At 61.1% G+C, this 26,404-nt stretch carries 26 protein-coding genes; 10 read left to right on the top strand and 16 right to left on the bottom strand.

Annotation, left to right across the window (positions count from 1 at the left end; all coding sequences use genetic code 11):
• From ACPYOJ_RS27210 to cysS, 5 genes are all read right to left on the bottom strand, one after another.
• Positions 1-444 (bottom strand): alpha/beta fold hydrolase (locus ACPYOJ_RS27210; protein WP_481419024.1); only part of this gene is annotated, 444 nt, incomplete at its 3' end.
• Positions 441-917 carry a GFA family protein gene (locus ACPYOJ_RS27205; RefSeq protein ID WP_168829046.1) on the bottom strand — a complete coding sequence of 159 codons (477 nt, stop codon included), beginning with the start codon at positions 915-917 and terminating at the stop codon, positions 441-443. The genes ACPYOJ_RS27205 and ACPYOJ_RS27210, both read right to left, overlap by 4 nt.
• On the bottom strand, positions 914-1,393 hold the full coding sequence (locus ACPYOJ_RS27200) for a GFA family protein (protein WP_481419023.1): 480 nt from the start codon (positions 1,391-1,393) through the stop codon (positions 914-916). The genes ACPYOJ_RS27205 and ACPYOJ_RS27200 overlap by 4 nt, the downstream gene beginning before the upstream one ends.
• Positions 1,390-1,758 carry an endonuclease domain-containing protein gene (locus ACPYOJ_RS27195; RefSeq protein WP_481419022.1) on the bottom strand — a complete coding sequence of 123 codons (369 nt, stop codon included), beginning with the start codon at positions 1,756-1,758 and terminating at the stop codon, positions 1,390-1,392. Before ACPYOJ_RS27195 ends, ACPYOJ_RS27200 begins: the two co-directional genes overlap by 4 nt.
• Positions 1,759-1,996: 238 nt before the next feature.
• Positions 1,997-3,373: a cysteine--tRNA ligase gene (gene cysS / locus ACPYOJ_RS27190; RefSeq protein WP_481419021.1), complete on the bottom strand. Its 1,377-nt coding sequence runs from the start codon at positions 3,371-3,373 to the stop codon at positions 1,997-1,999.
• 337 nt (positions 3,374-3,710) lie between these two features.
• On the opposite strand from cysS, the gene ACPYOJ_RS27185 reads away from it, so the two are divergent.
• Positions 3,711-4,463: a glycoside hydrolase family 25 protein gene (locus tag ACPYOJ_RS27185; RefSeq protein ID WP_481419020.1), complete on the top strand. Its 753-nt coding sequence runs from the start codon at positions 3,711-3,713 to the stop codon at positions 4,461-4,463.
• 9 nt (positions 4,464-4,472) lie between these two features.
• Here the strand turns inward: ACPYOJ_RS27185 and ACPYOJ_RS27180 are convergent, their stop codons facing one another.
• From ACPYOJ_RS27180 to radA, 4 genes are all read right to left on the bottom strand, one after another.
• Positions 4,473-5,213 (bottom strand): SDR family NAD(P)-dependent oxidoreductase, encoded by a 741-nt coding sequence (locus tag ACPYOJ_RS27180; protein ID WP_481419019.1) that lies wholly within the window; start codon positions 5,211-5,213, stop codon positions 4,473-4,475.
• 268 nt (positions 5,214-5,481) lie between these two features.
• On the bottom strand, positions 5,482-6,972 hold the full coding sequence (gene purF, locus ACPYOJ_RS27175) for an amidophosphoribosyltransferase (protein ID WP_481419018.1): 1,491 nt from the start codon (positions 6,970-6,972) through the stop codon (positions 5,482-5,484).
• A 171-nt stretch (positions 6,973-7,143) separates the two neighbouring features.
• On the bottom strand, positions 7,144-7,761 hold the full coding sequence (locus tag ACPYOJ_RS27170; RefSeq protein ID WP_481419017.1) for a CvpA family protein: 618 nt from the start codon (positions 7,759-7,761) through the stop codon (positions 7,144-7,146).
• A 94-nt stretch (positions 7,762-7,855) separates the two neighbouring features.
• A complete protein-coding gene (gene radA, locus ACPYOJ_RS27165; protein ID WP_481419016.1) occupies positions 7,856-9,259 on the bottom strand; it encodes a DNA repair protein RadA in 1,404 nt (467 codons plus the stop codon).
• Between the two features lie 143 nt (positions 9,260-9,402).
• On the opposite strand from radA, the gene ACPYOJ_RS27160 reads away from it, so the two are divergent.
• Entirely contained in the window at positions 9,403-10,038 is a 636-nt protein-coding gene (locus ACPYOJ_RS27160; protein WP_481419015.1) for a LysE family translocator, read from the top strand.
• A gap of 5 nt (positions 10,039-10,043) precedes the next feature.
• Here the strand turns inward: ACPYOJ_RS27160 and alr are convergent, their stop codons facing one another.
• Positions 10,044-11,204, bottom strand: a complete 1,161-nt coding sequence (gene alr / locus ACPYOJ_RS27155) for an alanine racemase (RefSeq protein ID WP_481419014.1) — start codon at positions 11,202-11,204, stop codon at positions 10,044-10,046.
• 284 nt (positions 11,205-11,488) lie between these two features.
• On the opposite strand from alr, the gene ACPYOJ_RS27150 reads away from it, so the two are divergent.
• Positions 11,489-12,715 (top strand): alpha-D-ribose 1-methylphosphonate 5-triphosphate diphosphatase, encoded by a 1,227-nt coding sequence (locus ACPYOJ_RS27150; RefSeq protein WP_481419013.1) that lies wholly within the window; start codon positions 11,489-11,491, stop codon positions 12,713-12,715.
• A gap of 304 nt (positions 12,716-13,019) precedes the next feature.
• On the opposite strand, the gene ACPYOJ_RS27145 is transcribed toward ACPYOJ_RS27150, so the two are convergent.
• Complete coding sequence (locus tag ACPYOJ_RS27145; protein ID WP_481419012.1) at positions 13,020-14,516, bottom strand: replicative DNA helicase; 1,497 nt, start codon at positions 14,514-14,516, stop codon at positions 13,020-13,022.
• 318 nt (positions 14,517-14,834) lie between these two features.
• Between ACPYOJ_RS27145 and ACPYOJ_RS27140 the strand changes: the two genes are divergently transcribed.
• Genes ACPYOJ_RS27140 through ACPYOJ_RS27130 form a run of 3 tightly spaced genes read left to right on the top strand, consistent with a single transcriptional unit; the run spans position 14,835 to position 18,036 of the window.
• Positions 14,835-15,278 carry a MarR family winged helix-turn-helix transcriptional regulator gene (locus ACPYOJ_RS27140; protein ID WP_481419011.1) on the top strand — a complete coding sequence of 148 codons (444 nt, stop codon included), beginning with the start codon at positions 14,835-14,837 and terminating at the stop codon, positions 15,276-15,278.
• A gap of 10 nt (positions 15,279-15,288) precedes the next feature.
• Entirely contained in the window at positions 15,289-16,956 is a 1,668-nt protein-coding gene (locus tag ACPYOJ_RS27135; RefSeq protein ID WP_481419010.1) for an MFS transporter, read from the top strand.
• Between the two features lie 15 nt (positions 16,957-16,971).
• Positions 16,972-18,036, top strand: coding sequence for an HlyD family secretion protein (locus tag ACPYOJ_RS27130; protein WP_481419009.1), 1,065 nt, complete (start codon positions 16,972-16,974; stop codon positions 18,034-18,036).
• 58 nt (positions 18,037-18,094) lie between these two features.
• On the opposite strand, the gene rplI is transcribed toward ACPYOJ_RS27130, so the two are convergent.
• The 4 genes from rplI to rpsF all read right to left on the bottom strand — a co-directional run bounded on the left by rplI (position 18,095) and on the right by rpsF (position 20,558).
• Entirely contained in the window at positions 18,095-18,676 is a 582-nt protein-coding gene (rplI, locus tag ACPYOJ_RS27125; RefSeq protein WP_168829065.1) for a 50S ribosomal protein L9, read from the bottom strand.
• 19 nt (positions 18,677-18,695) lie between these two features.
• Positions 18,696-19,679 (bottom strand): DUF2232 domain-containing protein, encoded by a 984-nt coding sequence (locus ACPYOJ_RS27120; RefSeq protein ID WP_481419008.1) that lies wholly within the window; start codon positions 19,677-19,679, stop codon positions 18,696-18,698.
• 159 nt (positions 19,680-19,838) lie between these two features.
• A complete protein-coding gene (gene rpsR, locus ACPYOJ_RS27115; protein ID WP_004680498.1) occupies positions 19,839-20,087 on the bottom strand; it encodes a 30S ribosomal protein S18 in 249 nt (82 codons plus the stop codon).
• 12 nt (positions 20,088-20,099) lie between these two features.
• Complete coding sequence (gene rpsF, locus ACPYOJ_RS27110) at positions 20,100-20,558, bottom strand: 30S ribosomal protein S6 (RefSeq protein WP_168829067.1); 459 nt, start codon at positions 20,556-20,558, stop codon at positions 20,100-20,102.
• A gap of 632 nt (positions 20,559-21,190) precedes the next feature.
• Here rpsF and ACPYOJ_RS27105 point away from each other — a divergent pair.
• Complete coding sequence (locus ACPYOJ_RS27105) at positions 21,191-22,681, top strand: DUF1254 domain-containing protein (RefSeq protein ID WP_481419007.1); 1,491 nt, start codon at positions 21,191-21,193, stop codon at positions 22,679-22,681.
• A gap of 86 nt (positions 22,682-22,767) precedes the next feature.
• Here ACPYOJ_RS27105 and ACPYOJ_RS27100 read toward each other — a convergent pair whose 3' ends face one another.
• Complete coding sequence (locus ACPYOJ_RS27100; RefSeq protein WP_481419006.1) at positions 22,768-23,811, bottom strand: aldo/keto reductase; 1,044 nt, start codon at positions 23,809-23,811, stop codon at positions 22,768-22,770.
• Positions 23,812-24,014: 203 nt separating this feature from the next.
• On the opposite strand from ACPYOJ_RS27100, the gene fabD reads away from it, so the two are divergent.
• The 3 genes from fabD to ACPYOJ_RS27085 all read left to right on the top strand — a co-directional run bounded on the left by fabD (position 24,015) and on the right by ACPYOJ_RS27085 (position 26,247).
• Positions 24,015-24,959: an ACP S-malonyltransferase gene (gene fabD / locus ACPYOJ_RS27095; protein ID WP_481419005.1), complete on the top strand. Its 945-nt coding sequence runs from the start codon at positions 24,015-24,017 to the stop codon at positions 24,957-24,959.
• 30 nt (positions 24,960-24,989) lie between these two features.
• Entirely contained in the window at positions 24,990-25,727 is a 738-nt protein-coding gene (gene fabG, locus ACPYOJ_RS27090; protein WP_481419004.1) for a 3-oxoacyl-[acyl-carrier-protein] reductase, read from the top strand.
• 283 nt (positions 25,728-26,010) lie between these two features.
• Positions 26,011-26,247, top strand: a complete 237-nt coding sequence (locus ACPYOJ_RS27085; RefSeq protein WP_027507378.1) for an acyl carrier protein — start codon at positions 26,011-26,013, stop codon at positions 26,245-26,247.
• The last annotated feature ends 157 nt before the right edge of the window (positions 26,248-26,404 follow it).

Raw genomic sequence — 26,404 nt, 5'->3', positions numbered from 1 at the left:
GTCGAGCTCGGCCTTGGTCAGCGTATAGATGCCGCGGACGACGAGTTCGGAAGCCCGCTCGGGATGCTTTTCGGCATAGGCAAGCGCCAGCGTCGAACCCCAGGAGCCGCCGAAGACCAGCCACTTGTCGACTCCAACCATCTCGCGCAGCCGCTCGATGTCGGCGACGAGATCCCAGGTCGTATTGGCCTCGAGGCTTGCATGCGGGGTGGACTTGCCGCAGCCGCGCTGGTCGAACAGCAGGACATCGTAGAGCTTCGGGTCTAAGAGCCTGCGATGGACCGCCGAAAAACCGCCGCCCGGGCCGCCATGCAGGAAGACGGCAGGCTTGGCGCCGGGCGTACCCGAGCGCTCCCAATAGATCTTGTGACCGCCGCCGACATCGAGATGGCCCGACGCATAGGGTTCGATTTCGGGATAGAGGGTACGCAGGACTTCGGTCATATCTTCAAGCCTTTCTCGGGCCATGTCTTGGTATCGTGATCGGGATGCTGGAAGGAGATGATCTGCTCCTGCCGGGAATAGAAATCCTGGTCCTTGTGGACCGGAGCCTCGAAGATCGTTTCGACCCAGGGCAGGCGTGAGTCGTAGTTGACCTGGATCTGCGGCGCGAGATCACTGCGATCGTCGAAGGTGCCGATGGCAAGCTCCAGCCCGCCGGGATGCCGGTAGGTCATCGGCGTGCCGCAGTTGCTGCAGAAGCCGCGGTCGATATTGACCGAGGACTGGAAATAGCTCGGCTCGCCGCGCGTCCATTCCATGCCTTCATCCGGCGCCGTGACGAGCGCGGAAAAGAAGCCGCCGAACTGCTTCTGGCACATGCGGCAATGGCAGATCGACGGACGCCCCAGCTTGCCGCTGATGCGGAAGCGCACGGCGCCGCACTGACACCCGCCCGTTCGAATGGGTTCGCTCATGTCTGTGCTCCGGATGGCCAGTGGGTCGTGTCGTGATCGGGATGTTGGTAGGAGATGACCTCATTGATGAATTCGGCCGCCTCGGCATCGTCCTCCGTCCGCATTCCGGGAAGCTCGTGCAGGCTATCCGTAAACGGCAGCTTACCTTCGATGCCGTATTGGATCGTCGGCGGCAGCAGGGCCGGATCGTCGAAGGCGCCTGCAGCGATCGCCAGCCCATCCGGCGCCTCATAGGTTAGCGGCGTGCCACAGTCTGCGCAGAAGCCGCGCTCGACGAAATTGGACGATCGGAATTTTTTCCGTTCGCCGCGCGTCCAAACAAGATCGGCCCCGCGCACCGAAACCAGCGGCGCATAGTAGCTGCCAAACGCCTTCTGGCACATGCGGCAGTGACAGATCGACGAGTGCGTAAGCTCGCCGTCCACCCGGAAGCGGACGGCACCGCACTGGCAGCCGCCGGTGTAGATCTTGCTCATGCCCGATCCTTTCCTATGACGCGCAGGATATGCAGGCAGACGTTGTCGATATTCTTGAGTACGTCGTCATTCCAGAAACGAAGAACTGTCCAGCCGTCCCGCTCCAGGCGCACGCGGCGCACATCGTCATGGAGAGCGTTCGGCGCCAATGCATGCTGCGAACCGTCGATCTCAACAATCAGGCGATGTTCCGGACAGGCGAAATCGGCAACATAGCCGGCGACCGGCATCTGTCGCCGAAAGCTCAAACCCATCAGGCGGTGCGCGCGAAGTTCGTTCCAGAGACGAAGCTCGGCATCCGTCATCGTCTTGCGCATGCGCCGGGCGTTCGCGCGCCGTTGCGGCGGAACCGGTGCATGCGGCATGCCGTGCTCCTTGCTCTGAAGTGAGGGGGCACCCCCCTCTGCCCTGCCGGGCATCTCCCCCACAAGGGGGGAGATCGGATAGTAGCGAACTCCCGCCCTGAACAAAGGCCTCGGATGGCCGAAGCTGTTCGGAGTGCGATCAATATTCCGGGAAGCCGGCACGTCTTGCCGATCTCCCCCCTTGTGGGGGAGATGCCCGGCAGGCCAGAGGGGGGTATATGCCGCCGCCCGTCCCATATTACCGCTTCACCTCCCAGGTCGTCACCCGCTCGCCGGTCGCCGGGTCCTTGCCGTCCTTAAGCTGGATTCCCTCGGCGGCAAGCGTTTCGCGGATCTTGTCGGCCTCGGCGAAATTTTTCGCCTTCAGCAACTCGAGTCGCGCACGCACGCGGGCGTCGATTTCTGCGGCGACCGCCTCATCGACTTCCGTCTTTTTCGGCTGAATCCCGAGAAGGGCGGCACTTGCGGCGAAAACGGCCGCATCGCCGGATTGCGCCAGCGCATGAAGCGCCTGAACGGCGGCAACCGTGTTCAGATCGTCGGCGAGCGCATTCAGCACAGCTGGATCTGGTGCCGCTGTGCGGGCGTCCGCCACGGGCCACTTCGACAGCAAGCGTTCCGCCTCCTCAAGTCGCTTGACCGAAAAGTCGATCGGCTCGCGGTAATGCGTCATCAGCATCGCGAGCCGCAGCACTTCGCCCGGCCATTTCCGGCCGCCGAATGTCTCGGTGTGCAGCAGTTCATAGATGGTGACGAAATTGCCTTCGGACTTCGACATCTTGCGGCCTTCGACCTGCAGGAAGCCGTTGTGCATCCAGATATTCGCCATGACATCCGTGCCATGCGCGCAACGCGATTGCGCAATCTCGTTCTCGTGGTGCGGGAAGATCAGGTCCAGCCCGCCGCCGTGAATGTCGAAGACCTCGCCGAGGTAGCGTTCGCTCATCGCCGAGCACTCGATATGCCAGCCGGGGCGGCCTCGGCCCCAGGGGCTTTCCCAGCCGGGCTCGATTTCGGTCGAAAGTTTCCAGAGAACGAAATCGCCGGGGCTTTTCTTGTGCGCGTCGACGGCGATGCGGGCACCTGCCTGCTGCTCGTCGAGATTGCGCTTCGAAAGCGCGCCGTAATCCGCCATGGATCTGGTGTCGAACAGCACTTCGCCGCCCGCCTGATAGGCATGGCCCTTGGCAATCAGCTTCTCGATGATCTCGATCATCTGCGGGATGCTGTCGGTGGCGCGCGGCTGGACGGTCGGGTCGAGGCAGCCAAGCATCCTGGCGTCGTCGAGGAACTGTTTTTCCGTCTTTTCGGTGACGGCGCGGATCGCCTCGTTCAGCGGCAGGCCGGGATAATCGCGCAGCGCCCGCGCGTTGATTTTGTCATCGACGTCGGTGATGTTGCGCGCATAGGTGATGTGTTCGGCGCCATAGACGTGCCGGAGCAGCCTGAAGAGCACGTCGAAGACGATGATCGGGCGCGCATTGCCGATATGGGCGAAATCATAGACGGTCGGGCCGCAGACATACATGCGGACATTCCGCGGGTCGATCGGGACGAAATCCGTCTTCTCGCGCGTCAGCGTGTTGTACAGCTTGAGTTCCGGCTGGCCGGCCATGTCTATTCTCCCAAATGCGATGATCCGAAAAATACCGGCACCGGCGGGCCGGGGCGTTTCTCATCTTTGCGTATCTGGGAGACGAAAACGGCCAGGCCAGCGAGCGCGCTAGCGAATAATCTTCCGGCAGATGATGCAGATAACCGTTTTCATGGCGGGTTTTATGGCGCGGGAACGGTGTTTGGTCAAGGGGGTGAGGAGCGGTCCGGCGTCGGCCGGAGCAATCGATCCAGTGAATCGATTGCAGCGACGAACGCCCGAAGCGCAAGCGCAAAGCCGGGGCGCGCCACCCGCGCAAACGTGCTAGAGAAGAGCTGAATTTCTGCAGGGATGCCACGTGAGGAAAACAGCGCGCCGCTCCATTATCGGCATCGTCATTCTGGCAGTCGCATCCGCGCTGTATCTGGCCTACGATCGCGCAATGTTTCGTTTCACTCCTCCGTCGCTGGAAAACTATCCCATTCAGGGAATCGACATCAGTCATCATCAGGGCAGCATCGATTGGAAGAGGCTCGCTGCCCAGCCGAATGTCCGCTTTGCCATCATGAAGGCGACTGAGGGCGGTGATCACCGGGACCGGCTCTTTGTGGAGAACTGGCAGGCTGCGAAAGACGCCGGCATCGTGCGCGGGGCGTATCATTTCTTCACCTTCTGCCGCCCCGGCCGTGAGCAGGCGCAGAATCTGCTGGCGACGGTTCCCGTGGAGCTGGGCACGTTGCCGATCGCGATCGATCTCGAGTTCACCGGCAATTGCGGCAAGGTTCCGACCCTCGAAGAGCTGAGCGCCGAGATCAACGCATTCGTCACCGAGCTGAAGGGGAGTTACTCCGGCAAGCCGATCTTCTATCTCAACCAGGAATTCTTCGATCAGTACCTGAAGGGCAACGAAGCGAGGTTCCCGGATCACTATCTGTGGCTGCGGAGCATAGCAAAGGAGCCAGGTCGGAAGGATTGCGGCCAGTGGTCGATATGGCAATTTGCTGACAACGGGACGCTTGATGGCATTCAGGGGCCGGTCGACCTCAATGCGCTATGCCCATCGCAAACACCATTCGCGGCTCTGTTTACTTCCTTGGCAGCGAAGAAGTAGCCGCCCCTCTTACTCCGGCAGCCGGTAGTCCACGAGCTTGTTCTCGCGCACGACGAACAGCTTGCCCGTTTCGGTGACATCGGGGCCGACGAGCGGCAGGATCGCCTTGGCGACTTCGGAAGGATGCGGAAGCGTTTCCGGATCTTCGCCGGGCACCGCCTGGGCGCGCATCGCGGTGCGCGTCGCGCCGGGGTCGACGCTGGTGACGCGGAGCGGCGTGCGCTGTGTTTCGCCGGCCCAGGTCCGGGCCAACGCCTCGACAGCCGCCTTGGACGCGGAGTAGACGCCCCAGAATGGCCTGCACTTATGGGCAGCGCCCGACGACATGATGACCGCGCGGCCGGCGTCGGAACGCGCCAGCAAAGGATCGACGGAGCGGATCAACCGCCACGTCGCCGTCACGTTGATGTTCATCACCTTCTCGAAGACCTTCGCCTCGATATGGCCGATCGGCGAAATCACGCCGAGCACGCCGGCATTGGCGACCAGGATATCGAGCTTGCCCCAGCGCTCGAAGATCGAGGCGCCGAGCGCGTCGATGGCGTTCATGTCGGCGAGATCGAAGGGAACCAGCGTCGCCGTGCCGCCCACGGCCTTGATCGCATCGTCGAGGTCCTCGAGGCCGCCGACCGTGCGGGCGCAGGCGATAACGTGTGCTCCCGCCTTCGCAAGTTCCAGCGCCGTGAAATAACCGATGCCGCGCGATGCACCGGTGACGAGTGCGATCCTGCCCTTCAAATCGATGTTCATATTGCCGTCCTGATGCAGCACCACGGCCGCCATTGTTCGTCGAAATCTTTCATGGAGAAGAAGCCCCAACGGCTTGTCTCGCCGTGCGCGCCAGCCTCACTTCCCTCATCCCTGTGCTTGTCACAGGGACCAAGTGCGCGCAAGTCCTTGCGCGCTAAGAGAGTCTTTCACGGCGCAGACGCGCCGTGACTGGATTCCTGTGACAAGCACAGGAATGACGGGGAGAACGCAGCCTTCGCCCCGAGCCGACGGGCTGCCTTAACTGGCCTTAGCCGCCGCTGGCGAGAACGGAAAGCTTGCGCACATTGCTGGTGCTTTCCTTGTCGAGCAGGCGGGTCGGATAATCGCCCGTGAAGTAATGATCGGTGAACTGCGGATTGTCGTTGTTGCGGGTTTCGCCGCCAACGGCGCGGTAGAGGCCGTCGATCGACAGGAACTCAAGAGAATCCGCGCCGATATAATCGCACATTGCCTTCAGGCTGCTGTACTGGTTGGCGAGCAGCTTGTCGGCGTCCGGCGTGTCGATGCCATAAAAATCCGGGAAATAGATCATCGGGCTCGCCACGCGGATATGCACTTCCTTGGCGCCCGCGTCGCGGATCATCTGGACGATCTTCAGCGAAGTGGTGCCGCGCACGATCGAGTCGTCGACGAGAACGACGCGCTTGCCCTCGATCATCGCCCGGTTGGCGGAATGCTTCAGCTTGACGCCGAAGGCGCGGATCTGCTGGGTCGGCTCGATGAACGTACGGCCGACATAGTGATTGCGGATGATGCCGTATTCAAAGGGAATCCCGCTCTGCTGGGCGTAGCCGAGCGCTGCGGGCGTTCCGCCATCCGGAACCGGCACGACGACATCGGCTTCGACCGGGGCTTCCTTGGCGAGATTGATGCCCATGTTCTTGCGGGCAACATAGATGCTGCGGCCGCCGACCACGGAGTCGGGGCGGGCGAAATAGACATATTCGAACAGGCAGAGGCGCTGCGGCTTCGGCGCCTCCGGCTTGCGGGCGTCGATGGAAATCGAACCGTCCGGCTGGATTTCGCAGATGACCACTTCGCCGTTCTCGACGTCGCGGATGTATTTCGCGCCGATGATGTCGAGAGCGCAGGTCTCCGAACAGAAGATCGGCTTGCCGTCGAGTTCGCCCATCACGAGCGGACGAATGCCGATCGGGTCGCGTGCGGCGATCAGCTTCGTGCGTGTCACGGCGAGCATCGAGTAGCCGCCTTCCATCTGGCGGATGGCGTCGATGAAGCGGTCGGAGGAGGAGGTCTGCTTGGAGCGTGCGATCAGGTGGAGAACGACTTCGGTATCCGATGTCGACTGACAGATGGCGCCGTCGGCGATCAACTGGCGGCGGAGCGTCAGGCCATTCGTGAAGTTGCCGTTGTGAGCGACGGCGATGCCGCCGACTTCCAGTTCGGCAAAGAGCGGCTGGACGTTGCGGAGCACAACTTCGCCCGTCGTCGAATAGCGTGTGTGGCCGATGGAAATGAAGCCGGGCAGCTTCGCGAGCGTTGCGGGATCGGTGTAATGGTCGCCGACGAGTCCCATGCGCTTTTCGGTGTGGAACTGGCGGCCATCGAAGGTGACGATGCCGGCAGCTTCCTGACCGCGATGCTGAAGAGCATGAAGGCCGAGCGCCGTCAGGGTCGCCGCATCACTATGGCCGAGAATTCCGAAAACGCCGCATTCCTCGTGGAGCGTATCTCCGTCGAGTTCATCTCTGAGCGTGGAGGGATAGGACTGGTTCATTGATGCGGGCCTTTGCTCTCACAAGAATGGATCGGCTTCCATAGCATGATGCCGGATGCATGCATTTTAAACGGCGGAGGTCCGGCGGAGCGCAATGCCCGGCCGGACCTTAATTAACGTCCCGCTCAAATGGCAATTGCCACGCGGCAGGTCAAGCTGTTGAACACTGCGTCAATTCGACTGCTGCTGTGCGCTGCCTGCAGGGGCCGCATCATCCGCGGGCGCCTGTTCGGCGGCAGGCGCATTATCATTCGTGCTTTCGGCCTGCGGCTGAACCTTGTCAAGCACGCTGGCTCTCACCATCTGCGCGAATTCCTCCGGCAGGACCGATTGCAGCTTCACGACCATCGAGTCGAGGAACGGCTTGGACTTGGCATTGTTGACCCAATCCGGCCGGTGACTGGGATCGACGAGCCAGTTCCAGAACGCCACTGCCACGACGAGAAGAAGTATGCCGCGCGCAGCGCCGAACAGAAAGCCCAAAGTGCGATCGAGCGCGCCGATCCGGCTGTCGATGATGAAATCGGCAATCTTCATGGTGATGAAGGAGATGACGATCAGCGCGATCAGGAACACCACGGCGGCCGAGCCGACGATGGCGATGCGGTCGTCGTCGGTGTATCTCTTCGCGTAAGGCACGAGATAGGGATAGAGGTAGTAGGCAGCCGCAGCCGAGCCGGCCCAGCTTGCGATCGACAGTACCTCGCGCGAAAAACCGCGAACCATCGCCAGAACGGCGGAGAAGAGCACGACGCCGATGACAATGCCGTCAAAGATCGTAATGGGCATATAAATTCCACTCCAGGACCGCCGCCTGTCGGCAGCTCAGTCGGGCCTCATTCGTGTGCATCCTATATCACCACCGTTTGCGGCAATGAAAGGATCAAACCTCGTCTTCCACACCTCGTAGCGCAGCCTTGGACCCGGCAATGCGCGCGACCAGATCCGGCAGGCTTTCGATCTCGCACCAGCGCCCGGCCGAGCCCTTCGGCAAATCGGCGGAGGCTGACGGAAGCAGCGCTGCAGAAAATCCCAGCTTCTCGGCTTCTTTGAGGCGCTGAGAGGTGTGCGCAACCGGACGGACGGCCCCCGACAGGCTGACTTCGCCGAAATAGACGCAATCGGCTGGAAGGGCAATACCGGCAAGCGAGGAAACGAGTGCCGACGCAACCGCGAGATCCGCCGCCGGTTCACCGATGCGGTAGCCGCCGGCGATATTCAGATAGACGTCGTGCTGGCCGAGCCGCACGCCGCAATGCGCTTCAAGCACCGCAAGGATCATCGAAAGCCGCGCGGAATCCCATCCGACGACGGCGCGGCGCGGCGTACCGAGCGATGTCGGCGCCACCAGCGCCTGCACTTCGACAAGGATCGGGCGCGTCCCTTCCATGCCTGCAAACACCGCAGCCCCCGGCGATTTTTCATTGCGCTCGCCGAGGAAAAGTTCAGACGGGTTGCCGACTTCGCGCAGGCCCGCGTCCGACATTTCGAAGACGCCGATCTCGTCCGTCGGGCCGAAGCGGTTCTTGACGGTGCGCAGAATGCGATACTGGTGGCCGCGATCGCCTTCGAAATAGAGGACTGCATCGACCATGTGTTCCACGACACGCGGTCCCGCGATCTGGCCGTCCTTGGTGACATGGCCGACGAGAACCATCGCAGCCCCGGTCTGCTTGGCGAAACGGATCATCGACTGCACGCCGGTGCGCACCTGCGTGACCGTTCCGGGTGCGGACTCCGCCAGTTCGCTCCACAGCGTCTGGATGGAATCGATGATGACGAGATCCGGCCGCTTGCCCTCGGCGAGCGTCGCAAGGATGTCCTCGACATTGGTTTCGGCGGCGAGCATGACATCGGTATCGGCGGCGCGGAGGCGCTGGGCGCGCAGCCGCACTTGGGCAACGGCTTCTTCGCCGGAAACATAGATGATCTTGTGGCCGCGGCGCGAAAGGGCCGCCGCCGCCTGCATCAGCAGCGTCGACTTGCCGATCCCTGGATCGCCGCCGACCAGCACCGCCGAGCCGCGCACGAAGCCGCCGCCGAGCGCCCGGTCAAGCTCGGAGATGCCGGTATGGATGCGCGGCGCTTCCTCGATCTCCCCGGAAAGGGCGGTGAGCGCTACCGGGCGGCCCTTCTTCGGCGTTCTCGCCGGCCCGCCGCCGATCCCGCCCATGGGATCTTCTTCGACAATGGTGTTCCACTCGCCGCAGTTTTCGCATTTGCCTGCCCAGCGGGTATGGATCGTGCCGCAGCTCTGGCAGATGAATTGTGTGCGGGCTTTTGCCATCAATGATTGCTTTCGTCCATGAGCGCCGATGCGCCCGAATCAGATTTATCCTAGATAATCGCCTGCTCGACCGACCAAAACTAATGATTTTCCTATCAGGCGTGGCGGTGGCAGCATCGGACCTTCAAACGATGGATGCGCCTATGCTCGATTACTCGCTCGCCCACTGGGTCGCCTTTTTGACGGCTGCCGTGCTTCTGAACCTCTCGCCGGGGCCGGATATGGCATTCATCCTCGGCCATACGATCAAGAGCGGAACACGGGCGGGTTTCTCGGCGGTTTTCGGCATCTGGACCGGGGCGTGCATGCATGTGCTGCTGGCCGCCTTCGGGCTATCGGCGATCCTTGCGGCATCAGCGCTTGCCTTCTCGGCCGTCAAGTGGATCGGCGCGATCTATCTCGTGTGGCTCGGTATCCAGGCGCTGCGGTCAGGCGGCGAGGGCGGTTTCGTCAAAGCTGCGGGCGAGACGATGCACTGGAGCCGGATCTATCGTCAGGGCATGCTGGTCTCGCTGCTCAATCCGAAGGTCGCGATCTTCTTCCTCGCCTTCCTGCCGCAGTTCGTCGTCGAAGGCGCAGGCCCGGCATGGCTGCAGCTTGCCGTTCACGGAGCGTTGATCATCGCGGTTGCTGCGTTCATTGAACCGCCGCTGATCCTGGCTGGCGGACGGCTTGCCGATCTCTTCAAACGCAACAGGAAGATCGGCCTGTGGCTCGATCGCGGGCTTGGCACTCTTCTCGTCGCGCTCGGCGTGCGGCTGGCGCTGACGACACGCTGAAGACACTATTCGTCTTCCGCCACGTATTTCCGTTCGTGGCGCAGCCCCATGCTGGTCAGCATCTCATAGCCGATCGTGCCTGCCGCGCGCGCGGCATCGTCAACGAGGATGTTCTTGCCGAAGAGCTCGATGTAGTCGCCGGCACGGATGAGGTTTTCAGGCAGGTCCGTCACGTCGAAAATGGTGAGGTCCATCGTGATGCGGCCCGCGACCGGCACTTTGTAGCCCTCAAAGAAGCCTTGACCGCCCTGCGGCACGGCCTGCCGGAGAGGCACGCCGCCGCTCGACTGGCTGCGCATGTAGCCGTCCGCGTATCCGGCCGAAACGATGGCGAGCCGGCTGTCACGCGTAAGCCGGAGCGCGCGGCCGTAGCTGACGGATTCGCCGGCGCTTACGGTGCGCACCTGGATCACCCGGGCTTCCGCGGTCGCGACCGGCCGCATCGGATTGACCATGCCGTTCACGGCCTCACCGCCATAGATCGAGATGCCGGGGCGGGTTAGGTCGAAATGGTAGTCGTCGCCCAGGAAAATACCGGCGGAAGCCACAAGGCTTGATTCGATACCTTCATAAGCGCTGCTAACCTTGCGGAATGATTCGAGCTGCTGCCTGTTCATCTGCGAGGCGGGATCGTCGCCGCAGGCAAGGTGGCTCATGACGAGGACCGGAGCGAAACTTGCGGGGCGGGAAACATCCTCTGCAAGCGCCAGCGCCTCGTCGATTTGCAGACCGAGCCGGTTGAAGCCGGTGTCGACGTGCAGTGCGCAAGGATAGTCGCCGTAATCCGAAAGCACGGCCATCCAGAAGGCAAGCTGCTCTTCGGACGAGATGACCGGTACCAGGTCGTTCTCGAAGAAGCGCCGCTCGGTGCCCGGCCAGATACCTGCGAGAACGAAGATGCGCGCCTCCGGTGCATAAAGGCGCAGGGTCACGCCTTCATCCACGGTCGCAACAAAGAAATCCCTTGCTCCGGCCAGGAAGAGCGCTTCGCCCGCATCCTCGATCCCCATGCCATAGGCATCCGCCTTGACGACCGCGGCGGTGCGCGCCTTGCCGGATCGCCGCGCCATATCGCGCCAATTGTCGACCAAGGCTGCGAGATCGACGGTCAGCCGCACGGCTGCGCTCTCGAAATCGTTGGAAAGGTCGTCGTCGAAATCGGTCATCGAGGCCCTTTTGTCATCGGAACGTGTCCTGCGATCCTTAACCGTTTCCTGGACGGGAAAAAGGCCGGTACGCGAAAAACCTTCGCGCTGCACAATCTTTTAAGAGGTGATGTGCCGGGTAGGAGTGCCTTGCCCTGCGGTGCGCCGATTGTCCGGCGCGCCTTAAGCATCGGCTGCACAGGGACCTTCTCAAATCTGTCACATCGGCTGGATAGAAGCGCCGGATGGCGCGCGGCCTGTCAGGTGACATGGCTGCTGCGCCTCTTCTTTTTATGGAGTGGGCGATGCGGAACAATGCGGCAATTGTGATCGAGGGCGCGACCGTGGTTTTCGGCGACCGCCTGGAGCAAGCCTCCGTGCGTATCGAGGACGGCCGGATCACGGCGATCGACGGCGCGCGCGACGGGGCGGATGTGGTTGAAGGCGGCGGTCATATCCTCGCGCCGGCCTTCGTGGATATCCACGGTGACGCCTTCGAGCGGCAGCTCATGCCGCGGCCCGGCACCATGCTCCCTGTCGCCGCCGCTATGCTCGAAACGGACCGCCAGCTTGCCGCCAACGGCATTGCGACGGCCTATCATGCCCTGACGTTGAGTTGGGAGCCGGGGCTGCGATCGGTGGAAAATGGTCGCGCCGTCGTCTCCGCGCTCGATGCACTCACCCCGCGGCTGACGGTGGATAATCGCGTGCAACTGCGTTGGGAAACCTTCTGCTTCGAGGCTGTCGACCTGATCCGCGAGGCGCTTTCCGGTCCGCGCCTTCCCTCTGTCGCCTTCAACGATCATACATCGATGGCGATGCTGCATCCCTCAGTGCCGTTGCAGGAGCGGCCGTTCGACCTCGATCCGGTCTTCCCGGCGGTTGATCCGGAAACGCCGGCTTTCGCCGCGAAGATGGCGGAACGCGCCAAGCGGGCAAAAATTCCTGTTTCGGACATGGTATCGCTCGTTCGGGACATGTGGGAGCGCCGACCGCAGGTGCCGGGCGTGATCGAGGAGGTGGCGGCTCTTAGCCAGGCGGCCGGCGCACCAATGCTCTCTCACGACGACAGCCAGATCGAAACGCGCGATTTCTTCCGCGCGCGCGGTGCGCGGATCACCGAGTTCCCGATGAACAGGCGAGTGGCCCAGGCCGCCCGCGACGCCGGCGATTTCATCGTCTTCGGCGCGCCGAACGCGACGCGTGGCGGCAGCCATCTCGCTTCGATCGGTGCAGCCGACATGATCCGCGAGGGCCTCTGCGACATTCTCGCTTCGGACTATTATTATCCGGCGATGTTGCTCGGCCTGGCACGGCTCAAGGCCGACGGGGTCGGACCGCTCCATGCGCTCTGGCCTCTCGTGTCGGGTAATCCGGCCCGCGCTTCCGGGTTGCACGATCGCGGCGTGATTGAAGTCGGCAAACGGGCCGACCTCGTGCTGGTCGAGTGGCCGGAAGGCGCCGCGCCGGCGGTACGACGCACCTGGGTCGCCGGCCGGGAAGCCTATCGGGCGGCTCCTGCAGGCCACTGAGAGGGGGCCGGCGTTTTAAGGAATGCACTTATTGCTGGTGTTTGGATCCTCGGGTCAAGCCCGAGGATGACGAAGGAGAAGTTGTGCCTAAGTGCCCAAAGAAACCTCTCAGTACGTTGCAAGCTCTCTTTGTCGCGCCGACCGGTCCCACATACTCGTCATCCTCGGGCTTGACCCGAGGATCCAGACACAAGCCGGTCTGGAATGACCTCGTCGCATACGATTGCTTGCTGCCCGCATGGCGGGGCTGCGTTCCCTCTCCCTCTCGCGAAAGAGGGTTAGCGTGAGAGGCTAAGCGCGGCCCTCAGTGTTCCTCGTACTGGATGAAGGACGGGTCGGCGAGATCCGCGAAGCGCGTGAATTCCGACTGGAAGGCAAGCTTTACCGTGCCGGTCGGCCCGTGACGCTGCTTGGCGATGATGACGTCGGCCGTTCCCTTCACCTTCTCGAACAGCGCTTCCCATTCCGCATATTTCGGATCGGCCGGATCGCGCGGTTCCAGGTTCTTGACGTAATATTCCTCGCGGAACACGAATAGCACGACGTCGGCGTCCTGCTCGATCGAGCCAGATTCACGAAGATCGGAAAGCTGCGGGCGCTTATCGTCGCGGCTTTCCACCTGACGTGAGAGCTGCGAAAGCGCGATGATCGGAACGTTGAGTTCCTTGCCCAGCGCCTTCAGGCCCGTGGTAATCTGCGTGATTTCCTGCACGCGGTTTTCGCCGGATTTGCCGGAGCCGGTCATCAGCTGGATATAGTCGACGACCAGGCAGTCGAGGCCGCGCTGGCGCTTCAGGCGGCGGGCGCGGGCGGAAAGCTGGGCGATCGAGATGCCGCCGGTCTGGTCGATGTAGAGCGGCACCTTCTGCATCATCATCGAGCAGGCGACGAGCTTTTCGAAATCGGCATCATTGATGTCGCCGCGGCGGATTTTCGAGGAGGAGACTTCCGTCTGCTCGGAGATGATACGGGTGGCGAGCTGTTCGGACGACATTTCGAGCGAGTAGAAGCCGACGACGCCGCCGTTCTTCGCCTTCGTGCTGCCGTCGGCCTGCACTTCGCCTTCATAGGCAGCGGCAATGTTGTAGGCGATGTTGGTTGCAAGCGAGGTCTTGCCCATGCCAGGGCGCCCTGCGAGCACGATCAAGTCCGAACGCTGCAATCCGCCCATCTTCGCGTCGAGGGAATGGATGCCGGTGGAAATCCCGGAGAGGCCCCCGTCGCGTTCCTTGGCGGCGGCCGCCATGTCGATTGCCAGCGCAACCGCATCGTTGAACGCCTGGAAGCCACCATCGTACCGGCCGTTTTCGGCGAGCTCGAAGAGCCGGCGTTCGGTGTCTTCGATCTGCGACTGCGGCGGCATGTCGAGCGGCGCGTCATAGGCGATGTTGACGACGTCCTCGCCGATAGTAATTAGCGCGCGGCGCAGCGCCAGATCGTAGATCGCGCGGCCGTAGTCTTCGGCGTTGATGATTGTCACCGCCTCGCGGGCAAGGCGCGCGAGATATTCGGAGATCGTCATGTCGCCGACCTTATCGTCGGCCTTCAGGAAGGTCTTGATCGTCACCGGATTGGCGATCTTGCCCATGCGGATAATGTCGCCGGCCACCTCGAAAATCTTCCGGTGAAGCGGCTCGTAGAGATGGATCGGCTTCAGGAAGTCGGACACCCGATAATAGGCGTCATTGTTCATTAGAACGGCACCCAGGAGCGCCTGTTCGGCTTCGATATTGTTAGGTGCTTCGCGGTAATGCTGCTCTGCTGGAGCAACGGCGGCAATCTTTCGCGCGGCTTCGTTCATCGTGGTCCGTTCTGTCTTTTCCAACACCGGATTTGAAGGCTCGCAAGCGCAAATGCAAGTGCAACTCAGCAACAGCTCGTGGCTTGCCGTAAGTCCGCCAACGCTTTGCACATTGTTCGACTTCTCCACAGCGCAGGTCTGCACCTTGGAGAAAATACCGCCGGTGTCATCGACAGGACACAGCGCCGGGATAGCGACTCACTAACGCATCTCAATTTGAGCATTTTAGCCCGAAGCCACGGAGCTTGGCACTTGAAAAAAGATCCCGAATAGGAAATATAATTAGCACACTAATAAAGTGGGGCGAAATAGGAACACATGTCGAATAAGCATGTCGGACGTGAACTCTTCGAGGACATCTCTGCATTCACTCGCAAATTGAAGGCGACATTCGCTTCGATCGTACGCGAGCACAACATGACATTGCCGCGCGCGCGCGTTTTCTTTACCCTGAACCGGAAGGACGGCATCAACCAGCGGGAACTCGCCGAGCGGCTGGAACTCGAAACGCCGACGCTGGTTCGTATTCTCGATGCCATGGAAGGGCAGGGCTTCGTGGAGCGCCGCGTCGCCGGCTCCGACCGTCGTGCGAAGGAAATCTATATGACGGAGGCGGGCCGGGCAGTCGCCGCCGAGGTTGAGGATCTTGCTACGGATGTGCGCGCCCGAGTCGTCGCGGGCATTCCCGAAAACGATCTTAAGACGGCTCTGAATGTCATCCGCGCTATGCAGGCGAACCTCGCAGCCGTACGCGGACAATGAGGACGCCCGCATGAGCCTCGCCGAGACGGCAAATGACAATGCTGCGCCCGCTCGCGAGCCGGTAAAGGCCGAGGCGAAACAGCCGGCTGCCCCTCCCGCACCAGTGCCGCCGCCGGCCTGGAAGGTGCCGCTCTATATGGCTTCGTCCGTGCTGTTTTTCCTGACGCAGGGGCTCGGCATGAACCTGATAACGGCGAACATTTACCAGCTTCAAGGTTCATTCTCGGCAACCACTATCGAGATCTCGTGGCTGTCGGCCGCATATATGGCGCCCTACGCAAGCCTCACGATCGGGCTCTTCAAGATCCGCACGCAGTATGGCCTTCGCCGCTTTGCCCAGTTCAGCATCATCTGTTTTGTCGTCGCTTCGCTGATGAACCTGTTGATTACCGACCTGCATTCGGCGATCGTCGTGCGCACTCTCAGCGGCATGGCCGCGGCGCCGCTTTCGACGCTCGGCTTCCTTTACATGCTGGAAGCCTTTCCGCCGGACAAGAAGCTCTCCGTCGGTCTCAGCCTGGCGCTGATGAACACACTCTTTGCGGCACCGATCGCCCGTATCATCTCACCTCAGCTGCTGCAGCTCGGCGGATACGAAGCGCTCTACACTTTCGAGATGGGGCTGGCGTTGATCGCCCTGCCGGTCATCTACCTGCTGCCGCTGACTCCGCCGCCGCGCGCCAAGGTCATCCAGCGGCTGGATATCCTGAGCTACCTGCTGCTCGCCGTAGGCTTCGGCTGCTTGGCCGTCGTGCTGACGCTCGGCCGTCTCTACTGGTGGTTCGAGGCCGAATGGCTTGGCACCGTGCTTGCCGTCGCCGTCGGTTCGCTGGCGCTGATGTTCGCAATCGAACTGCCGCGCAAGAATCCGATGATCGATCTGCGCTGGCTCTTCTCCGGTCCGAACATGCGGATCGCCGGCCTGCTGCTGCTCTTCCGCTTCGTCTCCGCGGAACAGTCGGCGACGGCGGCGAACTTCTATCAGCAGCTCGGCCTGCTTAACGACCAGACGATCTATCTTTATGCGATCATCCTGCTGGCATCGCTTGTTGGCGGGCTCTTCTGCGCGTTCCTGATGGTGACCCGCTACGTGGAAACGGCGCATGTGTTGGCGCTCGTGCTCATCGCCTCCGGCGCCTATCTCGACAGTCAGTCCACCAGTCTGACGCGGCCGACCGAAATGTATCTTAGCCAAGCTATGGTGGCTGCCGGTGCGGCGTTGTTCCTGCCACCGGTCATGTCGAAGGGCTTCGCCGCCGCACTGGCCAAGGGCATACCGTACATCGTCAACTTCCTCGTGATCTTCCTCTTCACGCAGAGCATCGGCTCGCTTTTTGCTTCTGCCGTTCTCGGCACCTTCGTGACCATCCGGGAGAAGTTTCATTCCAACGTGCTGGTCGAGCATATACTGCTCACCGACCCCCTCGTGGCGCAGCGCGTGTCGCAACTCTCTGCCGCCTACGGGAAGGCGATCATCGACAAGACGCTGCTGAACGCCGAGGGGTTGTCGCTCCTCAGCCAGCAGGTGACGAAGGAAGCTTACGTGCTCGCCTACAATGATGCCTTCTACGTCATCTTCGTCTCCTGCGTCGCAGGGCTTGTCGTTCTCCTCCTTCAACTTGCATGGAAGCGCCTGCCTTGGCAGAGGGCAGCGAACGCCGCCATTGCCCAATCCTGAGCCGAGTCACCTCGCATGTTCAAGTTCCTTCGCTCGCCGAGCACCCTGATCGTCCTCCTCGCCGGTGCCGCCGGTGTGTTGCTGGTTCTCTATGCATGGCGCTTGCCGCCATTCGTCACCTCGGTCGAGACGACTGACAACGCCTATGTGCGCGGTTATGTGACACTGATGAGCCCCCAGGTGAGTGGTTACGTCGTCGACGTGCCGGTCAAGGACTACGAGCAGGTGAAGCAGGCGCAAGTGCTCGCGAAGATCGACGACCGCATCTATGCGCAGAAGCTCGCCCAGTCGCGCGCGGCCCTCGACGCCCAGAAGGCATCGCTGGCCAACTCGCATCAGCAGGAAGTGTCTGCCCAGGCCACCATTGCCTCGAGCGAGGCCGCGATCGACAGCGCCACCGCTGCCTTGAAACGCGCGCAGCTTGCCTGGGATCGCGTCAACAGCCTCAGTAATCGCGGCATCGCGTCCGCCAGCGAGTCGGAAGCCGCCCAGGCCACGCTCGAACAGGCAAAGGCGGCACTGAACCAGGCGCAGGCCGCGCTCGAAGTGTCCAAGCAGAGCCTTGCGACGATCATCGTCAACCGCTCGTCTCTGGAGGCAAACGTTGCCGGTGCTGAAGCCGCGGTTCATCTAGCGGAGATCGACCTGCAGAACACCTCGATCGTCGCGCCGCGTGACGGCCATCTCGGCGAAGTCGGCGTGCGGGTCGGTCAATATGTGACGTCGGGGACGCAGCTCATGGCCGTCGTTCCGGAGGACGTCTGGGTGATCGCCAATTTCAAGGAAACGCAGCTCGATGGCATGCAGATCGGTCAGCCCGTATCCATCTTCGTCGATGCGCTCGAGCACCGCCGGCTTACCGGGCGCGTCGAGCGCTTCTCGCCGGCAGCAGGTTCGGAGTTTGCAGTCATCAAGCCGGACAACGCAACCGGCAATTTCACCAAGGTTGCCCAGCGCGTCGGCGTTCGGATCAGCATCGATCCGGGCCAGGAATTGGCCAAGGATCTGTCGCCGGGCCTCTCGGTCGTGGTCAAGATCGACAAGAGCGCTGCACCCGTCAAAAGCGTGGCTGAGAACTAGAAACGAAAAAGCCCGGCGCGAAGCCGGGCTTTTTGTATGAGCAAGCTCGAAGCGAAGCTTATGCTTCTTCTTCCTCGTCGCCGCGGTCGGCTTCCGGATCGAAGAAGTCTTCCGGACGCAGGGCGTCTTCGTCAACACCGTAGATGGCGTCGACCGAGGTGAGGGTTTCGCCCTTGGCCTGACGCTCGGCTTCATCGGCAGAGCGAGCAACGTTGAGATTGACGTGGATTTCGACTTCGGCGTGAAGCTGCAGCTCGACCTTGTGGATGCCGATTGCCTTGATCGGCGTGTTCAGGTGAACCTGGTTGCGGCCGATGTTGAAGCCTTCGGCAGCCAGAATGTCAACGACGTCACGAGCAGCGACCGAGCCGTAGAGCTGGCCGGTTTCGCCGGCAGAGCGAACAACGATGAACGACTTGCCGGCGAGGACGTCGGCAACCTTTTGTGCTTCCGACTTGCGCTCGAGGTTGCGGGCTTCGAGCGTTGAACGCTCGGCTTCGAAGCGGGCCTTGTTGGCAGCGTTGGCGCGAAGCGCCTTGCCGAGCGGCAGGAGGTAGTTACGTGCGAAGCCGTCGCGAACCTTTACGGTTTCGCCCATCTGGCCGAGCTTGGAGATGCGTTCGAGAAGAATGACGTCCATCTTCGTTTCCTTTCGTGTCTTAGATTTGCTTGTCTGTGGGTTTGGGGGCATCGGCATTCTTGCTCGGGGTCAATGCGATCGTTTTGCGCGTATCGGACAAACCGACGACAAGAATGAAAAAGGCTGGCAACATCAGGATAAGCGATGCCAGGTAGCAGAGGATCAGCGCCGGGAGACGCCAATCCTTGCCGCGCGTGCGGAAATGCACCGCGGCGAAACCGGAAAGCAGGAAGCCGGCGCCGAAGGTGCCGACGACGGTTGCTCCGATCATCGCCGGAACGCCGCTGAAGAAGGTGGCGGCAAGGCCGGCGAGAAAGATGAAGATCGCGTTGCGGCTCATGCGCAGCGCAGACGGAATATCCTCCCGCGGACGAAGGGCGCGGCCGGATGCATTCACGATGCGCGTTGCGACGTAGTAGGCCGCAAACAGCATGGTGACCCACATCGCGCCCTGAATGGCGGGCAGCATCAGAAGGAGCAGCGACTTTGTCTGCGCGGTGGCCGCGGCATCGGCAGTGAAACTCGGCTCCTGCTGTGAAAGCGAGCCGAACAGCGTATCGACCATCTGGCTGATGAGCTCAGGCCCATAGCCGATCATGTAGCCGGTCACGACGACAGCGAGCGTCACGAGGCCGCAGAGATGCAGCAGGATATCGGAAAGCGGATACCACGCCATCAGATGGTCAGGTCCGCCGAGTTCGGAGGCCGGACGGGCGAGGTTGGCAAGATGACTGATCCAGCCGGCGGGCAGCAGCGTTACCAGCGTCATCATCAGCGCGAAGGTCGGTGAGATGGCGACAGCACCGACCACGGCAGCCGTCACGACGGCCGAGATTGCCGCGGCATTGCCCCAGCCGAGGCCGACGAGAAGGATCGGAAGCGCGGAAGCTGCGTAGAGCACAGCGCTGAACGACAATTGAACGCTCGCGCCGAGCACCAGAAGTGCGGCGGTAACACCGGCAAGAGCGCCGGTCAGCAGCGTTTTATAGTTCAGTCGGTTCACGTTCGCTGTCCTGCTTCATCAAGCAGTTAGAGGATGTTTCCTGAATCAACTTCAGAGAAACCCGCCTCAACATGGGTTTTAAAGGTTCCGATCCGCGCCCATCGCGAAAGGGAGAAGGGAAGGCATCGCTGCCTTCCCTCAATTCATTGCGGCAGCCGATTAGGCGACGACGTACGGCAGCAGGCCGAGGAAGCGGGCGCGCTTGATCGCCTGAGCGAGTTCGCGCTGCTTCTTCTGCGAAACAGCCGTGATACGGGACGGAACGATCTTGCCGCGCTCGGAAATGTAGCGCTGCAGGAGACGGACGTCCTTGTAGTCGATCCGCGGAGCGTTTGCGCCGGAGAACGGGCAGGTCTTGCGGCGGCGATGGAACGGGCGGCGGACCGGAGCGGAGGAAGCTTCAGACATTCTTAGATCTCCTTATGCACGGTCTTCGCGGGGAGCACGGTCCGGACGCGGGCCACGCTGGAAGTCGCCGTCACGGCGCGGCGGACGGTCACCGAATTCGCGGCGCGGGCCACGGTCGGCGCCATCACGCGGGCCGCGGTCGTCGCGGTCGCGCTTCTGCATCATGGCAGACGGGCCTTCTTCGTGCTTTTCGACAGCGATCGTCATGTAGCGCAGGACGTCTTCGCTGATGCGCATCTGGCGTTCCATTTCCTGGACGGCAGCTGCCGGTGCATCGATGTCCATCAGGGCGTAGTGAGCCTTGCGGTTCTTCTTGATGCGATAGGTGAGGGACTTGAGGCCCCAGTTTTCGATACGCCCGACTTTGCCGCCGTTTGCTTCGATCACGCCCTTGTACTGTTCTACGAGGGCATCGACCTGCTGAGCGGAAATATCCTGCCGGGCAAGGAATACATGTTCATAAAGAGCCATGACAGCTTTGCCTTTCTTGCGTTGGTTCAACCCGAACTTCGGCGGCTAAGCCTCAACGACTGCTCCTGATTGGGTGGACCCAGGCAAGAAAAGCGTTTCCGAGACGGTCGAGAGCGGAGACACGGGAGGCTGGAACGCTTCCGTTCCGAACGATTTCCAGAGAAACCGGCCCTCCGTTCAGCCACCAGCCAGAAGACCGGGTTTGAGAACAGGGGCGCTTATACGGATTTTTCGGCAGAAGGCAAGAGCACCCGCAATCGAGAAGAACGCGCCCGGCTTAATTCGAATGCTTTGCTCGGTTCTCCGCCGCTTTACCGACGGCTTCATCCAGCGGCGCGATCCTTGGAAGAGGTTTCGCTTTTAACGACCAATCGCCCCCAGAAGGAAGCTGAAATCACTTGTAAGTAGCAGCCTTTGCGTCGTTTCAAATAGATCGCTGCCTTAGTCGGCTCTTTGCTGCAGCTAGCGCAAGGTCATTATTTCATGTATAACCCGTGCGACGACCAAGAAAAAGCAAGCTAATTTCATCGTTTCGTAGGTCAATAGAACATACAACTGTAGCAATACAACTATACCATACCGCTATCTGGAGAGTAGCCACTTCACCCGAGGTTGATAATAGGGAGGATGCGATGCGTGCACCAAGAACAGTTGGCGACCGGGAGTCGTTCTGCAAGCTGAAACAACTCATTCTTCTGGCCTTAAGCCTCACAGTATTTCCGGTCACCGCCGCGCATGCGGCAGACGCAATCACCGAGGAAGAAGCTCATGCGATAGGTGTGGACGCCTACGTCTACTTCTACCCTCTGCTGTCGATGGATATCACCCGCAAACAGTTGACTAACGCCGAAGCCAAAGAAGGCGCCATCGGCGGTCCACCCAATCGCTTCAACAACATCCCCGAGTTCCCGCCGGCGAACATGAAGGTGGTAGTCCGCCCGAATTTCGACACGCTGTATTCCAGTGGCTGGCTTGACTTGAGGAAAGAGCCCGTTGTCGTTTCCGCACCGGATACTGGCGGACGCTACTACCTGTTGCCCATGCTCGATATGTGGACCGATGTGTTTGCGGCGCCGGGCTGGCGGACAACCGGAACCGGGGCCGGTCACTTCCTGGTTACACCTCCCGGCTGGCGGCCTGATCTGCGCGACAAATTCGATGAATTCAAGCTGCCGGAAGGAACGCAAAGGATCGATGCGCCGACGCCCTACGTCTGGGTCATCGGCCGGACGAAGACCGACGGACCGCCAGACTATGACGCCGTTCACAAGATTCAGGACGGTTACAAGATCACCTTGCTCTCCGAGTGGGGCAAGGAGCCAAAACCGGCCGACGTCAAGATCGACCAGTCAATCGACATGAAAACACCGCCCAAGACCCAGGTCGATACCGCGTCGGCAGGAGCGTATTTCGCTTACGCTGCCGAACTCCTGAAGGTCTATCCTCCGCATATCACCGATCAGCCGATCATTGCCCGAATGAAGCGGATCGGCATCGAGCCAGGCAAGAGCTTCGATCTCTCCAAAGCCGATCCGGCCGTCCAGAAGGCACTCGAGACGGTTCCTCAGGACGCCCAGGCACTGATGGCCTGGAAGGTGAAGACCTTAGCCCGTGTGGCCAATGGCTGGTCGATGAACACCGACACGATGGGTGTCTACGGCAACTACTATCTGAAGCGCGCCATCGTTGCGCAACAGGGTCTCGGCGCCAACCTACCGGAGGATGCCATCTATCCGTTGAATCTGGCGGACGAAAGCGGTCAGCCGCTCCATGGCGGGAACAACTACACGATCCATTTCGAGAAGTCCGAGATTCCGCCCGCCCAAGCCTTCTGGTCGGTGACGCTATATGACGACAAGGGATTTCAAGTCGCCAATTCCATCAACCGCTTCGCTGTCAGCAGCTGGATGCCTTTCCAATACAGTCCCGATGGTTCGCTTGATCTCTATTTCCAGCGCGAGAGCCCGGGCAAGGAGAAGGAGTGGAACTGGTTGCCAACTCCGGAAGGGCCGTTCAACCTGACAATGCGGCTCTACGCACCCAAGCCTGATGCCCTGACGGGAAAGTGGAACCCGCCACCAGTTGCCAAGGCCAGCGTAGCATCCGTGCTTACGGCTCAATAACCGGCGTTGAAGGACGAAAGGGCGAGCAGTTGCTCGCCCTTGTCACAGACTGCATTTCATCTTCTGAGAGGCGGATGCAGGCCCCTTCATATCGGCATCGGATACTGCCGGTGCACCTTCTCGATATCGGCCAGCACGTCGCTCGAAAGCCTCACATCGACCGAGCTCAGATCGACCTTCAATTGCTCCATCGTCGTCGCGCCGATGATGGCGGACGTCACGAAGCGGCGGGTCAGGCAGAAGGCGATCGCCATCGCGGAGGGGTCGAGGCCGTGCTTTGCGGCGATCTCCAGGTAGGCCTTGGTCGGCGCTTCCTGCAGCGGCTGCAGGCGTCCGCCGAGATTGCCGTTGATCGCGGCGCGCGATCCCGCGGGTTTGGCGCCGTTCAGATACTTGCCGGTCAGCAGACCGGCTGCGAGCGGCGAATAGGCAAGCAGGCCGACATCCTCATAATGCGAAAGCTCCGCCATATCGAGATCGAAATGGCGATAAAGCAGGCTGTATTCATTCTGGACGCTTGCGACGCGCGGCAGGTTCTTCTGCTCGGAAAGCGTCAGATACTTCTGCGTGCCCCATGTGGTTTCGTTGGAGAGGCCGAAGGCGCGGATCTTGCCGGCCTTCTGCAGTTCACCGACCGCCTCGAGAATGTCCACCATGTTGGCGATCGCCTTTTCACGGTTCTGCTCGAAAGGATCGTAATTCCAGCTCTGGCGGAAGTGGAAATGGCCGCGGTTCGGCCAGTGGATCTGGTAGAGGTCGACATAATCGGTCTTCAGCCGCTTCAGGCTGGCGTCGAGCGCAAGCCTGATATTCTTGGCATCGGCGCCTTGGCCATTGCGGATGTAATCGCGGCCTTGGCCAGCGACCTTGGTCGCGAGAACGACATCCTTCCGCTTGCCGGTCTTTTCGAACCAGCTGCCGATATATTCCTCCGTGCGCCCCTGCGTTTCCGCCGTGAGGGGCGTCGTCGGATAGAGCTCTGCGGTATCGAAGAAATTGACGCCCTTCTCGACGGCGTAATCCATCTGCTGGTGCGCTTCGGCTTCTGTGTTCTGCGAGCCCCAGGTCATGGTACCGAGGCAGATCTGCGAAACGGAAATATCAGTGCGGCCTAATTTATTGAGCTTCATTAGAAAACCTTGAAAACAGAATGAGTAGAGGTGTCCGGGGAGGGCGGCGCGAATTTAGGCTCGAATTCCGCAAGCGCAAGGGAAAAGTCGTGGCTTTCCATGCCCGCAAAAGGCTTTGGAGAGCCTGCCGTGGCTATTGACTCTCCCTGCAAGAACGTCAATTGGAGGCGAAATCGCCCGAATGACATAATAAGGGACACTAGATGATCGTCGCTTTCACATTTCCCGGCCAGGGCAGCCAGGCCGTCGGTATGGGCAAGGAACTGTCGGAAAACTTTGCCGAGGCCCGTGCCGTTTTCGATGAAGTGGATGATGCACTTGGCGAAAAGCTCTCTGCGATCATGTTCGAAGGCCCGGAAGATACGCTGACGCTGACGGCCAACGCCCAGCCGGCGCTGATGGCGGTATCGCTCGCCGTCGTTCGCGTCCTTCAAGCGAAGGGTCTCGATCTGAAGTCGAAGGTATCCTACGTCGCGGGCCACTCGCTCGGCGAATATTCCGCGCTTTGTGCCGCCGGCACCTTCTCGCTCGCTGACACCGCGCGCCTGCTGCGCATTCGCGGCAATGCAATGCAGGCAGCCGTTCCGGTCGGCGTCGGTGCGATGGCGGCCATCATCGGCCTCGAGCATGCAGACGTACTGGCTGTATGTGAAGAGGCTTCCGCTATCGGCTCCTGCCAGATCGCCAACGATAACGGCGGCGGCCAACTGGTGATCTCCGGTGAAAAAGCGGCCGTCGAGAGAGCTGCGGGCCTTGCGACCGACAAGGGTGCCAAGCGCGCCATCCTACTGCCGGTCTCCGCGCCTTTCCACTCGAAGCTGATGGCTCCCGCCGCAGAAGCGATGCGCGAAGCGCTCGCGGGAGTGAAGAAGTCCGATCCGATCGTACCCTTGATCGCCAATGTCCGCGCCGCACCGGTGACGGACGCCGGCGAAATCTCGGCGCTGCTCGTCGAGCAGGTCACCGGCCAGGTCCGCTGGCGCGAAACCGTGGAATGGTTTGCTGTAAACAACGTCACGACGCTTTATGAACTTGGCACCGGCAAGGTTCTGACAGGCCTTGCGCGCCGCATCGACAAGACCGTCAACGGCATCGCCGTCAATACGCCTGCCGACATCGACGCGGCCGTCGCCGCCCTCATGGCCTGATTGGTTTCACCAGATATAAGGAACGCCCCCATGCTCGATCTTTCCGGCCGCAAGGCTCTCGTCACCGGCGCATCCGGCGGCATCGGCGAGGAAATCGCCCGCATCCTGCACAAGCAGGGCGCGATCGTCGGACTCCACGGCACCCGCGTCGAGAAGCTTGAGGCGCTGGCGAGCGAGCTTGGCGATCGCGTCAAGATCTTCCCGGCGAACCTTTCCGACCGTGACGAGGTCAAGGCGCTCGGAGCCAAGGCGGAAGCCGAGCTCGAAGGCGTCGACATTCTGGTGAACAACGCAGGCATCACCAAGGACGGCCTTTTCGTGCGCATGAGCGACGAGGATTGGGACAGCGTCATTGAGGTGAACCTTACCGCGATGTTCCGGCTGACGCGCGAGCTGACGCATCCGATGATGCGCCGCCGCTATGGCCGCATCATCAACATCACCTCGGTGGTCGCCGTCACCGGCAACCCGGGCCAGGCCAACTACTGCGCCTCCAAGGCCGGCATGATCGGCTTCACCAAGTCGCTCGCCCAGGAGATCGCGACCCGTAACGTGACGGTCAATTGCGTCGCTCCGGGCTTTATCGAATCCGCCATGACCGGCAAGCTCAACGACAAGCAGAAGGAAGCGATCATGGGGGCAATCCCGATGAAGCGCATGGGCGCGGGTGCCGAAGTGGCTTCGGCCGTTGCCTATCTCGCCTCCTCGGAAGCTGCGTATGTGACAGGCCAGACTCTGCACGTAAACGGCGGCATGGCCATGATCTGAAACGGAAAACCGGCGCCGTCCGCGTTTTTCGGTTGAATAGCGTGTTGAGCAACCGAACGGGGTTGATTTTCAGGCTTTGCGGCAGACATAAACCGTGTTAAGCGGGCCATGACTGTCACAGTCGTCCCGGAAACCAAGGCACCGGCGGGTTTTTGCCAGCGTGGAACATCTTAGAAGCCCGGGCTAACGAGTTTGCCGAAAGTGCCAGAGGGCGCCGAAGGCTGAAACAGGATAGGGGTGCCGGAAGGCATTCTGATCAGGATATAAGGTCGAGGAAACCGACATGAGCGATATCGCAGAACGCGTAAAGAAAATTGTTATTGATCATCTTGGCGTCGACGCCGAGAAGGTTGTCGAGGGCGCCAGCTTTATCGACGATCTGGGTGCTGACTCCCTCGATACGGTCGAACTGGTTATGGCGTTCGAAGAAGAATTCGGCGTGGAAATTCCGGACGACGCAGCAGACTCGATCCTGACGGTCGGCGACGCAGTAAAGTTCATCGAAAAGGCTCAGGCTTAATCCTGAGTGATTTTCAAAGGGCGGGCCATGAGTCCGCCCTTTTTATTTGTGCATTGCTTTATTCAAAGTGAAAAAATACAGGCGGGGAAGCTGTCGATGAGACGGGTCGTCATCACCGGTACCGGCATGGTATCACCCTTGGGATGCGGAACTGAAG

This window comes from Rhizobium sp. SVR5-9E, from assembly GCF_056755095.1.
This window is presented reverse-complemented; position numbering and strand designations above follow the sequence as displayed.

Bases quoted from the DNA above. Each gene is read 5' to 3' on its own strand.
- ACPYOJ_RS27105 (WP_481419007.1), top strand. From the start codon at position 21,191: ATGCGTGCACCAAGAACAGTTGGCGACCGGGAGTCGTTCTGCAAGCTG.
- ACPYOJ_RS27085 (WP_027507378.1), top strand. From the start codon at position 26,011: ATGAGCGATATCGCAGAACGCGTAAAGAAAATTGTTATTGATCATCTT.
- ACPYOJ_RS27195 (WP_481419022.1), bottom strand. From the start codon at position 1,758: ATGCCGCATGCACCGGTTCCGCCGCAACGGCGCGCGAACGCCCGGCGC.
- ACPYOJ_RS27200 (WP_481419023.1), bottom strand. From the start codon at position 1,393: ATGAGCAAGATCTACACCGGCGGCTGCCAGTGCGGTGCCGTCCGCTTC.
- radA (WP_481419016.1), bottom strand. From the start codon at position 9,259: ATGGCAAAAGCCCGCACACAATTCATCTGCCAGAGCTGCGGCACGATC.
- cysS (WP_481419021.1), bottom strand. From the start codon at position 3,373: ATGGCCGGCCAGCCGGAACTCAAGCTGTACAACACGCTGACGCGCGAG.
- ACPYOJ_RS27145 (WP_481419012.1), bottom strand. From the start codon at position 14,516: ATGAACGAAGCCGCGCGAAAGATTGCCGCCGTTGCTCCAGCAGAGCAG.
- ACPYOJ_RS27205 (WP_168829046.1), bottom strand. From the start codon at position 917: ATGAGCGAACCCATTCGAACGGGCGGGTGTCAGTGCGGCGCCGTGCGC.
- ACPYOJ_RS27130 (WP_481419009.1), top strand. From the start codon at position 16,972: ATGTTCAAGTTCCTTCGCTCGCCGAGCACCCTGATCGTCCTCCTCGCC.
- ACPYOJ_RS27135 (WP_481419010.1), top strand. From the start codon at position 15,289: ATGAGCCTCGCCGAGACGGCAAATGACAATGCTGCGCCCGCTCGCGAG.
- ACPYOJ_RS27100 (WP_481419006.1), bottom strand. From the start codon at position 23,811: ATGAAGCTCAATAAATTAGGCCGCACTGATATTTCCGTTTCGCAGATC.
- ACPYOJ_RS27170 (WP_481419017.1), bottom strand. From the start codon at position 7,761: ATGCCCATTACGATCTTTGACGGCATTGTCATCGGCGTCGTGCTCTTC.
- rpsF (WP_168829067.1), bottom strand. From the start codon at position 20,558: ATGGCTCTTTATGAACATGTATTCCTTGCCCGGCAGGATATTTCCGCT.
- ACPYOJ_RS27160 (WP_481419015.1), top strand. From the start codon at position 9,403: ATGCTCGATTACTCGCTCGCCCACTGGGTCGCCTTTTTGACGGCTGCC.
- alr (WP_481419014.1), bottom strand. From the start codon at position 11,204: ATGACCGATTTCGACGACGACCTTTCCAACGATTTCGAGAGCGCAGCC.
- fabD (WP_481419005.1), top strand. From the start codon at position 24,015: ATGATCGTCGCTTTCACATTTCCCGGCCAGGGCAGCCAGGCCGTCGGT.
- fabG (WP_481419004.1), top strand. From the start codon at position 24,990: ATGCTCGATCTTTCCGGCCGCAAGGCTCTCGTCACCGGCGCATCCGGC.
- purF (WP_481419018.1), bottom strand. From the start codon at position 6,972: ATGAACCAGTCCTATCCCTCCACGCTCAGAGATGAACTCGACGGAGAT.
- ACPYOJ_RS27180 (WP_481419019.1), bottom strand. From the start codon at position 5,213: ATGAACATCGATTTGAAGGGCAGGATCGCACTCGTCACCGGTGCATCG.
- ACPYOJ_RS27150 (WP_481419013.1), top strand. From the start codon at position 11,489: ATGCGGAACAATGCGGCAATTGTGATCGAGGGCGCGACCGTGGTTTTC.
- rpsR (WP_004680498.1), bottom strand. From the start codon at position 20,087: ATGTCTGAAGCTTCCTCCGCTCCGGTCCGCCGCCCGTTCCATCGCCGC.
- rplI (WP_168829065.1), bottom strand. From the start codon at position 18,676: ATGGACGTCATTCTTCTCGAACGCATCTCCAAGCTCGGCCAGATGGGC.
- ACPYOJ_RS27140 (WP_481419011.1), top strand. From the start codon at position 14,835: ATGTCGAATAAGCATGTCGGACGTGAACTCTTCGAGGACATCTCTGCA.